At 55.5% G+C, this 14,044-nt stretch carries 11 protein-coding genes and 1 pseudogene; 8 read left to right on the top strand and 4 right to left on the bottom strand.

The genetic code is table 11. From position 1 onward, the window contains the following. Positions 1 to 101: 101 nt before the first annotated feature. From rnc to acpS, 5 genes are all read left to right on the top strand, one after another. The gene (rnc, locus tag ACLQ7H_RS20355; RefSeq protein ID WP_004953587.1) at positions 102 to 782 is read left to right on the top strand and encodes a ribonuclease III; all 681 of its coding nucleotides are present in this window, start codon (positions 102 to 104) and stop codon (positions 780 to 782) included. Beyond that, positions 779 to 1,687 carry a GTPase Era gene (gene era, locus ACLQ7H_RS20350; RefSeq protein ID WP_411754231.1) on the top strand — a complete coding sequence of 303 codons (909 nt, stop codon included), beginning with the start codon at positions 779 to 781 and terminating at the stop codon, positions 1,685 to 1,687. Before rnc ends, era begins: the two co-directional genes overlap by 4 nt. An 8-nt stretch (positions 1,688 to 1,695) precedes the next feature. Continuing rightward, positions 1,696 to 2,427, top strand: a complete 732-nt coding sequence (gene recO, locus ACLQ7H_RS20345) for a DNA repair protein RecO (RefSeq protein ID WP_411754230.1) — start codon at positions 1,696 to 1,698, stop codon at positions 2,425 to 2,427. 74 nt (positions 2,428 to 2,501) lie between these two features. Further along, a complete protein-coding gene (gene pdxJ, locus ACLQ7H_RS20340; RefSeq protein WP_179245670.1) occupies positions 2,502 to 3,233 on the top strand; it encodes a pyridoxine 5'-phosphate synthase in 732 nt (243 codons plus the stop codon). Further along, complete coding sequence (acpS, locus tag ACLQ7H_RS20335) at positions 3,233 to 3,613, top strand: holo-ACP synthase (protein WP_411754229.1); 381 nt, start codon at positions 3,233 to 3,235, stop codon at positions 3,611 to 3,613. Before pdxJ ends, acpS begins: the two co-directional genes overlap by 1 nt. Before the next feature lie 208 nt (positions 3,614 to 3,821). On the opposite strand, the gene ACLQ7H_RS20330 is transcribed toward acpS, so the two are convergent. Both ACLQ7H_RS20330 and ACLQ7H_RS20325 read right to left on the bottom strand, forming a co-directional pair. After that, positions 3,822 to 4,082: a YfhL family 4Fe-4S dicluster ferredoxin gene (locus tag ACLQ7H_RS20330; RefSeq protein WP_021807691.1), complete on the bottom strand. Its 261-nt coding sequence runs from the start codon at positions 4,080 to 4,082 to the stop codon at positions 3,822 to 3,824. A gap of 53 nt (positions 4,083 to 4,135) precedes the next feature. Continuing rightward, complete coding sequence (locus ACLQ7H_RS20325; RefSeq protein ID WP_411754228.1) at positions 4,136 to 4,984, bottom strand: MurR/RpiR family transcriptional regulator; 849 nt, start codon at positions 4,982 to 4,984, stop codon at positions 4,136 to 4,138. Positions 4,985 to 5,226: 242 nt separating this feature from the next. Between ACLQ7H_RS20325 and yfhb the strand changes: the two genes are divergently transcribed. Further along, positions 5,227 to 5,874 (top strand): phosphatidylglycerophosphatase C, encoded by a 648-nt coding sequence (gene yfhb, locus ACLQ7H_RS20320; RefSeq protein ID WP_411754227.1) that lies wholly within the window; start codon positions 5,227 to 5,229, stop codon positions 5,872 to 5,874. 39 nt (positions 5,875 to 5,913) lie between these two features. Here the strand turns inward: yfhb and yiaY are convergent, their stop codons facing one another. Beyond that, complete coding sequence (gene yiaY / locus ACLQ7H_RS20315) at positions 5,914 to 7,065, bottom strand: L-threonine dehydrogenase (protein WP_411754226.1); 1,152 nt, start codon at positions 7,063 to 7,065, stop codon at positions 5,914 to 5,916. Positions 7,066 to 7,403: 338 nt separating this feature from the next. Between yiaY and tadA the strand changes: the two are divergent. Beyond that, positions 7,404 to 7,909, top strand: a pseudogene (gene tadA / locus ACLQ7H_RS20310) (tRNA adenosine(34) deaminase TadA). A gap of 34 nt (positions 7,910 to 7,943) precedes the next feature. On the opposite strand, the gene mltF reads toward tadA, so the two are convergent. Then, a complete protein-coding gene (gene mltF, locus ACLQ7H_RS20305; protein WP_411754225.1) occupies positions 7,944 to 9,401 on the bottom strand; it encodes a membrane-bound lytic murein transglycosylase MltF in 1,458 nt (485 codons plus the stop codon). Positions 9,402 to 9,677: 276 nt separating this feature from the next. Between mltF and purL the strand changes: the two genes are divergently transcribed. After that, the gene (gene purL, locus ACLQ7H_RS20300) at positions 9,678 to 13,571 is read left to right on the top strand and encodes a phosphoribosylformylglycinamidine synthase (RefSeq protein WP_411754232.1); all 3,894 of its coding nucleotides are present in this window, start codon (positions 9,678 to 9,680) and stop codon (positions 13,569 to 13,571) included. The last annotated feature ends 473 nt before the right edge of the window (positions 13,572 to 14,044 follow it).

Below are 14,044 nucleotides of genomic sequence, written 5' to 3'. Positions count from 1 at the left end.
GGCGCCACTGCAAACGAAACAGCTTTGGATTGGCTTTTGGCAAAGCAGGCCTGTTCCGTATGCTGCAAGTTTTTGACGCATTCTTGATCTATTGGTAACTCATGAACCCCATCGTAATAAACAGGCTGCAGCGGAAGCTGGGCTACACTTTTCAACAGCAGGAGCTCTTACTGCAAGCGTTAACTCACCGTAGCGCCAGCAGTAAACACAATGAACGTCTTGAGTTTCTGGGTGATTCGATTCTCAGTTTTGTTATCGCCAATGCGCTGTACCACCGTTTTCCTCGCGTAGACGAGGGAGATATGAGCCGCATGCGTGCCACGCTGGTGCGGGGCAATACGCTGGCGGAGATGGCGCGCGAATTCGACTTGGGTGAGTGTTTGCGCCTTGGGCCGGGTGAGCTGAAAAGTGGTGGATTCCGCCGCGAGTCGATCCTGGCGGATACGGTGGAGGCACTGATTGGCGGTGTGTTCCTGGATAGCGATATTCAAAACGTCGAGCGCCTGATTTTGGACTGGTATCGTAGCCGGTTGGACGAAATCAGCCCCGGTGATAAGCAGAAAGACCCGAAAACCCGCTTGCAGGAGTTTTTACAAGGTCGTCATCTGCCGTTGCCTTCATATCTGGTAGTGCAGGTTCGCGGTGAGGCGCACGATCAGGAGTTTACTATCCACTGTCAGGTGAGTGGTTTGAGCGAGCCCGTGGTGGGCACCGGCTCAAGCCGCCGTAAAGCCGAGCAGGCGGCAGCGGAACAAGCGCTGAAAAAGCTGGAGCTTGAATGAGCGAAGAAAAACAATACTGCGGTTTTATTGCGATCGTAGGTCGTCCCAACGTGGGCAAATCCACGTTGCTGAACCAACTGCTGGGGCAAAAAGTCTCCATCACCTCGCGTAAACCACAGACGACCCGTCACCGCATTATGGGTATCGATACCGATGGCGCTTATCAGGCCATTTACGTCGACACCCCGGGTCTGCATATCGAAGAAAAGCGCGCCATCAACCGGTTGATGAACCGCGCGGCCAGCAGCTCAATCGGCGACGTCGAGCTGGTGATCTTCGTAGTGGAAGGCACGCACTGGACTGCCGATGATGAAATGGTGGTCAACAAGCTGCGCAGCCTGAAAAGCCCGGTTCTGCTGGCGATCAACAAGGTCGACAACGTTTCCGACAAATCCAAGCTGTTGCCGCACATTGCGTTCCTCAGCCAGCAGATGAATTTCCTTGATGTGGTGCCGATCTCTGCCGAAAAAGGCATGAACGTGGACACTATCGCGGCTATCGCACGTAAAGTGTTGCCGGAAGCGGAACACCACTTCCCGGACGATTACATCACTGACCGTTCCCAGCGCTTTATGGCGTCGGAAATCATCCGTGAAAAGCTGATGCGTTTCCTGGGTGAGGAACTGCCTTACTCGGTGACGGTCGAGATCGAACAGTTTGTACCGAATGAGCGCGGTGGTTACGACGTGCACGGTCTGATCCTGGTTGAGCGTGAAGGCCAGAAGAAGATGGTGATCGGCAACAAAGGGTCGAAGATCAAGACTATCGGTATTGAAGCCCGTCAGGACATGGAACAGATGTTTGAGGCCAAAGTGCATCTGGAACTGTGGGTGAAAGTGAAATCGGGCTGGGCGGACGACGAACGTGCGCTGCGTAGCCTGGGCTATACCGACGACCTGAAATAATACCTCCTATGGATGGCTGGGAGCGCGCTTTCGTCCTGCATGGGCGGCCCTTTAGTGAAACCAGCCTGATGCTGGATCTGTTCACGGAAGGTCATGGGCGGGTGCGCTTGCTGGCGAAAGGCGTACGTAGTCGCCGTTCCAATTTAAAGGGTTGCTTGCAACCCTTTACTCCTCTGTTAGTACGCTGGGGCGGTCGTGGCGAAGTTAAAACGCTGCGCGGTGCCGAAGCCGTCTCTCTTGGTTTACCCCTCAGCGGCATGATGCTTTACAGCGGCCTTTACGTGAACGAACTGTTGTCACGGGTGCTCGAGCAGGAAGGCAACTATTCGGTGTTGTTCTTCGATTATCTGCAATGCTTACAGGCCCTGGCGGCGGAAGACAGCTCCCCGGAGCATGCTCTGCGGCAGTTTGAGTTGGCACTGTTGGGGCACCTGGGTTACGGGCTGGATTTCCTCCATTGTGCTGGCAGCGGCGAGCCGGTGGATGACGGTATGACCTATCGCTATCGCGAAGAAAAAGGTTTTATCGCCAGCCTGGTGGTGGATCATTACAGCTTTAGCGGCCGTGAACTCCGCGCCCTGGATGAACGCCAATTCCCTGATGCAGAAACCCTGCGTGCAGCCAAGCGCTTTACCCGCATGGCGCTAAAACCCTATCTCGGCGGTAAGCCGCTGAAGAGCCGCGAACTGTTTCGCCAGTTCGTGCGCAAGCAACCCGATACCCCCGTTGACGAAGCCTAAGCGGTTTCTGCTTTTGCCGTTTTGCTCGCCCGTGTAAACTGCTGCTACTGAAAATGATTTAGTAGAGGGTTGTCATGGCTGATTTACTGCTGGGCGTCAATATCGATCATATTGCCACGTTACGTAACGCACGTGGCACCAACTACCCGGACCCGGTGCAGGCGGCATTTATTGCCGAGCAGGCGGGGGCCGATGGCATCACGGTTCATCTGCGTGAAGATCGCCGTCATATCACCGACCGCGACGTGCGTATCCTGCGCCAAACCATTCAGACTCGTATGAACCTGGAAATGGCCGTCACCGATGAAATGCTGGATATCGCCATTGAGCTGAAACCTCAATTTTGTTGCCTGGTGCCGGAAAAGCGTCAGGAAGTGACCACTGAAGGTGGCCTGGACGTGGCTGGGCAGCAGGACAAAATGGCCGTGGCGGTTGAACGCCTGGCACAGGCTGGCATTTTGGTTTCGTTGTTTATCGATGCCGATCACCGCCAGATCGATGCGGCGGTGGCCGTCGGTGCGCCCTATATTGAGATCCATACCGGTGCCTATGCCGAAGCGCAGGGCGACCTGGCCATTCAAGCCGAGCTCAAGCGCATTGCCAAAGCGGCCACCTATGCGGCCAGCAAAGGCCTGAAGGTGAATGCGGGCCACGGTTTGACCTATCATAACGTGCAGCCGATCGCCGCGCTGCCAGAGATGCATGAGCTGAATATCGGCCATGCCATTATTGGCCAGGCGGTGATGAGCGGTTTACCGGCCGCGGTGGCGGACATGAAACTGCTGATGCGGGAAGCGCGTCGCTAATGGCAGTACTGGGCTTGGGAACCGACATCGTGGAGATGGCGCGTATCGAAGCGGTGGTGCAACGCAGCGGCGATCGCCTGGCTCGCCGGGTGTTAAGCCCGGCCGAATGGGAGGTATATCAGCAGCACCAGCAGCCGGTACGCTTCCTGGCGAAACGGTTTGCGGTCAAAGAGGCCGCCGCCAAGGCGTTTGGCACCGGCATCCGCAACGGCCTGGCGTTCAATCAGTTCGAAGTGTTTAATGATGGGCTGGGGAAACCCAACATCCGGCTGCATGAACGTGCTGCCGAGTTGGCGCAGGAGATGGGGGTGAAGTCGATCCACGTTTCTCTGGCGGATGAACGCCGCTATGCCTGTGCTACGGTGATCATCGAGGGGTAAGGAAGGATCTGCCCTGAGTGGTTTTCAGGTGCGGGATTGCTCAGTCCCCTCATCCCAACCTTCTCCCACAGGGAGAAGGAGCTAGTTAGGTGTCGCCGTCTGTTACAGAAGTAAGTCTGTGGCACATTCGTTGGAAGAGCAAAGGTGAGCTCAGTAACGATAAATAGCTCGATCGGTCCCCTCTCCCTTTGGGAAAGGGGCATTTAACTCACAGGCTATCGGCATGGTGCAGCACGACAAACTTGTCCCACAGCTGTTCCTGGTTCTCTACGTGCTGCGGATCGGTAATGATGGTGTTATCGATCGGGCACACCTGCTGGCAGGTCGGGGTCTCGTAATGCCCCACGCATTCGGTGCAGCGGTTGGCATCGATCTGATAAATCTCATCCCCCATTGAAATCGCTTGGTTCGGGCATTCCGGCTCGCACATGTCGCAGTTGATACATTTGCGTGTGATTAGCAGGGCCATGGCAACTCTCTCATTATTTACAGGGGTATTTCGCGGAGCGCAGATTATACGCCTTATACCCGTTTTTTCACTAACTGTTCGCTGTGGCGGAGGCGATCGCGGGCATGATCGAGATTGTGCTGGAGCAGCGCCATAAACAGTAGATCGGTCAGGGCGAACTGCGCGGTGCTGGAAGAGATCGCAGCGCTGCGGATATTGGGCTCTTGCGCAATGGTATAAAGGCAGTGATCGGCCCGTTGCTGTAGGCCATTAGGCGAGAAGCTGGTCAGTGCCAGTACCTTGGCTCCGGCAATACGTGCTTCTTCGGCGGCCAGGTTGATCTCACGCCGCTCGCCGCTAAACGAGATCGCCAGCAACAGATCCTCTTTGCTCAACGTCTGTACCGTCGCCAGTTGTACATGCATATCCGCTTCTGCCACCGCCATCACGCCAATCTTTAGCAGCTTGAACGACAGGTCTTTGGCCACCAGCCCGGAAGCCCCGACGCCAACCAAGATAACCCGCCGTGCCATACGCAGCATCTCCAGGGCGGTATGCAGCCGCTGTTCGCTGTTGATATCCAGGGTGGCCCGCAATGCGGCCTGCTTTTCTACCAGCAATTTCTCACCGACGGTTTTAAGCGGATCGCTGCTCAGGATGTGGTTATGGACGGTCACCAGCGGTGCGACCTGCGGTTGGGCCAGCACTTCACTCAACGCCAGCTTCAGCGCTGGAAATCCTTTGTAGCCCAGCTTTTGGGCGAACTTGACCACGCTCGATTGGCTGACACCGGCCAACTGGGCTAGCTTTTGTGAGCTGAGGTGACGGGCCTGTTCGGCGTTATCCAACAGAAAGTCCGCCAGTTTGCGATCGTTTTGCGCCAGCGTTGGGTACATCTGACGAATGCGAAGAAGGGTACTCATAGTATTTTCCTTTGAGCCAGCCAGCATTCTGCCACGCGAGTGGGCAAAACGTGCAGGGATAAATTTTATAAGCAGGCCGCTAAAGCGCTTGCAGCAACATCATAGCCATATGGCTACCTGCGTGCGGTATACACCTTTGGCGTTGACCAATGTCGGTTGTATCTGGTCGGTCTAGTGACTACGATAATAGCCGGTTGTATTTTCACCTGCATAATGGGATCAACAATCCTGAGGAGTATCGCTTGACTGACAAACCGGTTGCACAGGCCCAGCGCGTGGTGTTTTTCGATCTGGATGGCACTTTGCATCAGGAAGACATGTTTGGCAGTTTCCTGCGCTTTTTGTTACGGCATCTGCCGTTGAACCTGTTGCTGGTGGTGCCGTTGCTACCCTTTATCGGATTAGGCTTGTTGATCGGTGGGCGGGCGACACGCTGGCCCATGAGCCTGCTATTGTGGGCAATGACCTTTGGCCGTTCAGAGTCTAGGTTGAAAGCGCTGGAGGCGAAGTTTGTCGACTATTTCCGCCGGAAGGTCACCGCGTTTCCTGTCGTGCAGATGCGTTTGCGCCAATACCTGGATGCCCAGGATGCTCAAGTGTGGCTGATCACCGGTTCGCCAGAACGGCTGGTGGAACAGGTTTATCGGGATTCTGCGTTCCTGCCATGGGTACGGTTGGTGGGGAGCAGCATCGAGCGTCGTTACGGGGGCTGGGTGTTGCCCATGCGCTGTCTGGGTACACAAAAGGTGGTGCAACTGGAGCAGCGTCTAGGAGCGCCATTGAAACTGTTTAGTGGCTACAGCGACAGCAAACAGGATAACCCTCTGCTCTATTTTTGCGAACATCGCTGGCGGGTGGGTAAAGAGGGCGAGTTACAGCAGTTGGATTAAATAAGGCTCCCCCAGCAAAATGAGGGAGCCTGGCAGCGGTTACATGGCTGCTTTAAAGATTGCCACGATCTGTTCATGGCTCGCCTGGATTGGATTGGTGAATCCACAGGCATCGTTCAGGGCGTTAGTGGCTAACGTAGCAAAGTCTTCTTCTTTGACCTGCAAATCGCGTAAGCCAGCAGGAATTCCCACATCTTTCGCCAGTTGGCGAATGGCGGCGATACAAGCAGCAGCTCCTTGCTGATCGTTAAGGCCTGCAACATCAACGCCCATCGCGGCGGCAATGTCTTTCAGACGGCCAGCGGCAACCTGAGTATTGAACTCTTGCACGTGCGGCAACAGTACGGCGTTACACACGCCATGTGGCAGGTTGTAGAAGCCACCCAACTGGTGCGCCATCGCGTGCACATAACCCAATGAGGCGTTATTAAATGCCATACCGGCCAGGAACTGGGCATAGGCCATGTTCTCGCGTGCCTGCATGTTTTGCCCATCGTTAACCGCGTCACGTAAAGACTCGGCAATCATGGTGGCGGCTTTCAGCGCGCAGGCATCGGTGATTGGGTTGGCGGCGCTGGATACGTAGGCTTCGATTGCGTGGGTCAGAGCATCCATACCGGTGGCGGCGGTCAGGCTTTTCGGCATGCCTGCCATCAGGTGAGGATCGTTGACTGACAGGATTGGGGTGACGTGCTTGTCGACAATCGCCATTTTGATGTGGCGCGCTTCGTCAGTGATGATACAAAAACGCGTCATCTCCGAAGCGGTACCTGCTGTAGTGTTGATCGCGACGACCGGCAACTGCGGCTTAGCTGAGCGATCGACCCCTTCATAGTCTTTGATTTCCCCGCCGTTAGCGGCGACCAGGGCAATCCCTTTCGCACAGTCATGCGGCGAACCGCCACCCAGAGAAACGACACAGTCACAGTGATGTTCGCGCAACAGTGCCAGGCCCTGTTTTACGTTCTCCGTGGTCGGGTTGGGATGTGTGCCGTCATAGACGCAGCTTTCAATGTTCTGTGCCGCTAACAGCGCTTGCACCTGAGCCACGACGCCAATGCCGTTCAAAACCTTGTCGGTCACGATCAGTGCGTGATGGAGGCCATGCTCTTTCATGGTTTTTGCCGCGTCTTCCAGGCAGCCGGAACCAATCATGTTGATGGAAGGGATAAAGAATGTTGAGGCAGCCATAACCTACTCCTTATAAAGGCTTTTTGCGTGAGGTAAACATTACCTCGCTAATGCTTAAGAGAATATGATCTATCACAATTTAGCTAGGAAAAATTTGCTTAATTCTACAGCTTGATTTTCCACCAGTTTATAACGTTTATCTGAAATTTTAAGAAATGAACAAAATTTAATCATCATTAAATATGATGTTATTGATTTGTTGGTGGCGTTTTGAGCGATAGACAAACGTGGCAGGTTCAGGGTTTTTCAAGCTTATTTGCATCAACATGGCCGAGTGGCTGCGGCAAAAGGGTCTACTGTGTATAATGCCCGCCGCGATGCGCACGAGGATTGAAGTGGTGAATGAATATAGTGATGAGTATTGGATGCGTCAGGCGTTAAGCCTGGCTCAACGTGCGCAGGAAGAAGGTGAGGTGCCGGTAGGTGCGCTGCTGGTGCTGGACAATCAGGTGATTGGCGAAGGTTGGAATCGGCCGATCGGCCGCCACGATCCCACCGCTCATGCTGAAATTATGGCGCTGCGGCAGGGGGGGGCGGTATTGCAGAATTACCGCCTGCTGAATGCCACGCTGTATGTCACGTTGGAGCCTTGCGTGATGTGCGCGGGGGCAATGGTGCACAGCCGTATCCGTCGTCTGGTATACGGTGCGGCCGATGAGAAGACCGGAGCTGTGGGTTCGCTGGTGGATATTCTGCGCCATCCGGGCATGAATCATCAGGTAGAATCGTCTCAGGCGTGTTGGCAGAAGAGTGTGCTGCCACCCTCAGCCACTTTTTCCGCATGCGGCGCGAGCAGAAAAAAGCGCTGAAACTGGCGCAACGGGCCGGAAAAGACCCGCAATAACTCCAAGCCGAGAATAACTCGAAGCCGAGAATAACTACAGGGCTAGCGCCAGCTTGGCTTCGACGGCCGGATAGCCCTTGGCCAGTTCGGCCTGTTTCATTGCTTCTACTGCCTTCTTCTCTTTTTCCAACAGATAGCCCACCAGGCTGACCTGATAACGGCGGATGTTTTCCACGTAGTTATAGGCTTCGCGGCCACGGGCATAGCCATAGGTGAGTGACGGGTAATAGCGCTTCTGGCTAAGCATCGGCAGGCGCTGTTTCACATCGACCCAACTGTCGGGGTTGCCTTGCTGGTTTTTGGTGAGTTTACGCGCATCCAGCATATGGCCCCAGCCCATGTTATAAGCGGCCAGTGCGAACCAGATCCGTTCATCCTCCGGCACCGTGTCGGGCACCTTCTCCATCAGACGCTGCAGATAAAGCGCCCCGCCTTGAATACTCTGTTCCGGATCGAGCCTGTCGGTGACGCCCAGGCCGTCGGCGGTAGCTCTGGTCAGCATCATCAGACCACGGACGCCAGTGGGGGAGGTCGCCTGCGGGTTCCAGTGCGATTCCTGGTAGGCGATGGCGGCCAGCAGCTTCCAGTCAATTTCGCTGGCATACTTTTCAAACAGCGAGCGGAAAGTGGGCAATACCGAGTCGATGGCGGAAAGGAAAGTTTTGGTATCGACGTAATCAAAGCTGCCCACGTGCCCCAGATACTTCTCTTCCAACCGGGCCAGCGTACCGTCTTCTACCCTTTGGCTATAAAAATCCAGCAGCGCGGCGTACAGGCTATCGTCATCGCTGCGCTTCAGATACCAGGTCACAGGCTCTTCATCGGTAATGTCAAAAGCGACGGCCAGCTGCGGATGGATGCGCTGCAGCAGGGCAATGGTCACGGAATCGCCGATGGTGTAATCCAGTTTGCCATCGGCCACCTGTTCCAGCAGTTCTTTCGACGTCAGATCGCTCGACGCTTCCCAACTCAGGTCGGGGTATTTGCTTTGCTTGAGCTGCTTTAGCGTGCTGACGTGTGCCGAACCAGAGGCCACCGCCAGCTTGCCTTTGATATCGGCAAAGGTTTTTGGCCGCGTGGTCCCCAGCCGGTAAACCAACTGCTGGGAAACGGAATAATACGCCGGGCCGGTACTGGATCGGCTGAGGCGATCCCGGTTGTAGATCAACCCGGCGGCGAGCAGATCGGCATTGTCATCATCGAGATCGTCAAACAGGTCATTGATGTTTTGGTGAGGGATCACCACCAGCTTGACCCCCAGGTAGTTGGCAAAGCTTTTGGCCAGCTCATAGTCAAAGCCACTCGGCCCCTGTGGGGTAGTGAAATAGGTTAACGGTGAGTTTAACGTGCTGACGCGCAGTTCTCCCCGCGATTTGATCGCCTCGAGTTGGCCCCCCTGTCCACCACGCCAGGCGATATTGGGCCACAGGGCAAGCGCCAGTAGCAGGGCCACAACACCGATTAGAATGTAATTTACTTTTAGGCGTTTCAAATAGTTATCTCAAAATAGAGGCACGCTTTATGTTGACCGGAATCAGTTTTTTTTCATGGTTAAATCACCAGTGCCGGGGCATTTTGCGTAACATTACGCCAACGCGCAACTTTATTGATAGGTTATGAGAATTCGATGGAGGGAATAGCTTTTATCAATAATAGCTACGCAAACGGTTTCGTCGGCGGCGTGGATTAACTATAATGGCGCGCGTTTTCCCCCTGCTGCGCCCAATGAAGTGCTGAACCCAGTTGCTTCGAAGACGAGAGAACTTTGATTATGGAAATACTGCGTGGTTCGCCCGCTTTGTCGGCTTTTCGTATTACCAAACTACTGTCCCGCTGCCAGGATGCTCAACTCCCGATCGGTGATATCTATGCCGAGTACGTGCACTTTGCCGATGTCAGCGCACCGCTAAGCAACGAAGAGCAGGCCAAGCTACAACGGTTGCTCAAGTACGGTCCTTCTCTCGCTGAACATGCTCCGCAAGGCCGCCTGCTGTTGGTGACGCCGCGCCCGGGCACCATTTCGCCGTGGTCTTCCAAAGCCACCGATATCGCCCATAACTGTGGCTTGACGCAGGTGGTTCGTCTTGAGCGCGGCCTGGCATTTTATGTCACCGCGCCGACCTTGACCGATGCCCAGTGGCAACAGCTTGCCACCTTGCTGCACGATCGCATGATGGAAACGGTATTCAGCAAGCTGCAACAGGCAGAAAAACTGTTCTCTCATCATCAGCCCACCCCGTATCAGACGGTGGATATCCTGGGGCAAGGCCGCAGCGCGCTAGAGCAGGCCAACACCAAGTTAGGGTTGGCGCTGGCGCAGGATGAGATCGACTACCTGCTGGCCGCCTTTACCGATTTGGGGCGCAACCCAACGGATATTGAGCTGTACATGTTCGCACAGGCCAACTCTGAGCATTGCCGCCATAAGATTTTCAATGCCGATTGGGTCATCGACGGCGAACAGCAACCGAAGTCGCTGTTCAAAATGATCAAAAATACCTTTGAGCAGACGCCGGACTACGTGCTTTCTGCCTACAAAGACAACGCGGCGGTGATGGAAGGCTCACAGGTGGGGCGCTTCTTTGCCGCGCCGCAAAGCGGCCTGTATGACTATCATCAGGAAGAAGCACACATCCTGATGAAGGTGGAAACCCACAACCACCCAACGGCGATCTCGCCTTGGCCAGGAGCTGCGACCGGTTCTGGCGGTGAGATCCGCGACGAAGGCGCAACCGGCCGTGGTGCGAAGCCGAAAGCGGGCCTGGTAGGGTTCTCGGTTTCCAACCTACGTATTCCGGGTTTCGAACAGCCTTGGGAACAGGATTTCGGCAAGCCGGATCGCATCGTCACCGCGCTGGATATCATGACCGACGGCCCATTGGGCGGTGCGGCGTTCAACAACGAGTTCGGGCGCCCGGCGCTGGTGGGTTACTTCCGTACTTATGAGGAACGCGTCAATAGCCACAACGGCGTTGAGCTGCGCGGCTACCACAAGCCGATCATGTTGGCAGGTGGCCTGGGTAACATCCGCGCCGATCATGTGCAAAAAGGTGAGATCACCGTTGGCGCCAAACTGGTGGTGCTGGGTGGCCCGGCGATGAATATCGGTTTGGGCGGCGGGGCGGCTTCGTCGATGGCTTCTGGCCAGTCTGATGCCGATCTGGATTTTGCTTCGGTACAGCGTGATAACCCGGAAATGGAACGCCGTTGCCAGGAAGTGATCGACCGCTGCTGGCAGATGGGCGATAGCAACCCGATCCTGTTTATCCACGATGTGGGTGCCGGTGGTCTGTCGAACGCGATGCCGGAACTGGTTAGCGACGGTGGCCGCGGTGGCCGTTTCGAACTGCGTGACATTCTCAACGACGAGCCGGGCATGAGCCCGCTGGAAGTGTGGTGTAACGAATCCCAAGAGCGCTATGTGATGGCGGTAGCGCCTGAGCAGATGGCGACCTTTGAGGAAATCTGCCGCCGTGAGCGCGCGCCTTTCGCGGTGATTGGTGAAGCGACGGAAGAACGCCATCTGACGCTCAACGATCGTCACTTTGATAATCAGCCGATCGACATGCCGTTAGATGTCCTGCTGGGCAAAACGCCAAAAATGACCCGTGACGTGAAACGTCAACAGGCGAGCGGCGAAGCGTTGCAGCGTGCTGGTATCACCATTGCCGATGCGGTCAAGCGGGTGCTGCATCTGCCAGCCGTCGCGGAGAAAACCTTCCTGATCACCATTGGCGACCGTACCGTCACCGGCATGGTTGCGCGTGATCAAATGGTCGGCCCGTGGCAGATCCCGGTAGCCGACTGTGCGGTAACCACGGCCAGCCTGGACAGTTATTACGGGGAAGCGATGTCGATCGGTGAGCGTGCTCCCGTCGCCTTGCTGGATTTTGCCGCCTCTGGCCGCCTGGCGGTAGGGGAAGCGCTGACCAACCTGGCTGCGGTGGAAATTGGTTCGCTCAAGCGGGTGAAACTTTCTGCCAACTGGATGGCCGCAGCGGGCCACCCTGGCGAAGATGCCGGTCTGTATGAAGCGGTGAAGGCGGTAGGTGAAGAACTTTGCCCTGCACTGGGGATCACCATTCCGGTGGGTAAAGACTCGATGTCGATGAAAACCCGCTGGCAGGAAGGCAATGAACAGCGGGAAATGACGTCACCGCTGTCGTTGGTGATCACTGCATTTGCCCGCGTGGAAGATGTGCGCCACACCGTGACGCCGCAACTGCGTACCGACAAGGGTGATAGCGCGCTGTTACTGATCGATCTGGGTAATGGCCACAATGCCCTGGGGGCAACGGCGTTGGCACAGGTCTATCGCCAACTGGGCGACAAGCCAGCCGATGTTCGCAACGTAGAGCAACTGGCCGGTTTCTTCAACGCGATGCAGCGGCTGGTGGCGGATCGTGCGCTGTTGGCCTATCACGACCGTTCCGATGGCGGCCTGTTGGTCACCTTGGCCGAGATGGCGTTTGCCGGGCATTGCGGCGTGGAAGTCGATATTCAGGCGCTGGGTTCCGACGCCTTGGCTGCCTTGTTCAACGAAGAGCTGGGTGCGGTGATCCAGGTGCCTGCTGCGCAGTTGGCTGAAGTGCAGCAAGTGTTTGCCCAATACGGTTTGACGGATAACGTGCATCATCTTGGCCAGGCACTGAGTGGCGATCGTTTCGTTATTACCAGCGCTGGCAAACCGGTATACAGCGAAAGCCGCAGCAACCTGCGTACCTGGTGGGCTGAAACCACCTGGCAGATGCAGCGCCTGCGCGATAACCCGGCATGTGCCGATCAGGAGCACCAGGCCAAGCAGGATGAACGCGATCCTGGCTTGAACGTCAAGCTGACTTTCGCGACCGATGACGACATCGCGGCACCTTATATCGCCAAGAGCGCTCGCCCTAAAGTTGCGGTATTGCGTGAGCAAGGGGTTAACTCCCACGTTGAGATGGCCGCGGCGTTCCACCGTGCCGGTTTCGATGCGGTTGATGTTCACATGAGCGATCTGCTGGCAGGCCGTCGCGATCTGCAAGAGTTCCACACGCTGGTGGCCTGTGGCGGCTTCTCCTATGGAGACGTGCTGGGTGCAGGGGAAGGTTGGGCGAAATCGATACTGTTCAACGAACGTGTACGTGATGAGTTTGCCGATTTCTTCCATCGCCCGCAGACCTTGGCGCTGGGCGTGTGTAATGGTTGCCAGATGATGTCTAACCTGCGTGAACTGATCCCGGGGGCCGAACATTGGCCGCGCTTTGTGCGCAACCTGTCTGATCGTTTCGAAGCGCGCTTCAGTCTGGTAGAAGTTGCCAGTAGCCCGTCGCTGTTCATGCAGGGTATGGCAGGCTCGCGCATGCCGATTGCCGTTTCTCATGGTGAAGGCCATGTGGAAGTGCGCGACGCAGCGCATCTGGCGGCGTTGGAACATCATGGCCTGGTGGCGTTGCGCTTTGTCGACAACCACGGCCAAGTGACCGAAGCTTACCCTGCCAACCCGAACGGTTCTCCGAATGGGATTACGGCAGTCACCAGCAGCAATGGCCGCGCTACCGTAATGATGCCGCATCCTGAACGTGTGTTCCGCACCGTGAGCAACTCCTGGCATCCAGAGGAGTGGGGTGAAGATAGCCCTTGGGTGCGCATGTTCCGCAACGCTCGCAAGCAACTGGGGTGATTTAACCTGGTGTTGGTGGCAGTGTTTACTAGGGCGCCGCGTTGGCGCCTTTTTATTTCCTTATTTTTTAAGTGGTTAGGTTAGGCGTCGGTTTTTTGAGACAAAGGCTATATTAACCGTCTCTAAAAGGAGACATTTAACCTATTGATTTTAATGGTGGTTAAATCGATTGGGTTTAGTTGTCGTGTTTTGGCGACGGTATGTCGGATTATTACTCAAACTCGACTACCCAGGTAGAGTGCTGTAAGTGACGTTAAAATAAATTATCGTTAATAAACAATGTGATGTAAATATTTTTATAAAGTTGGCACGGATGGTGCATTATAACTATCAGTTGCTCATTCACCTTTTTATGATTGGCCCCGTCTAGTACGGAACAGCGCCTCATAAGCCTCCGAATGATGCCTAAGAAATGGTGCCTATCGTCCAACCAAACCGATAACAGACGCGCAAGCGACTTTATCAAGCATCGG

The sequence above is a fragment of the Serratia sp. (in: enterobacteria) genome (assembly GCF_046715635.1).
GTDB lineage: Bacteria > Pseudomonadota > Gammaproteobacteria > Enterobacterales > Enterobacteriaceae > Chania.
The sequence above is the reverse complement of the archived record's forward strand: the minus strand, read 5'-3'. Positions and strand labels throughout refer to the sequence as shown.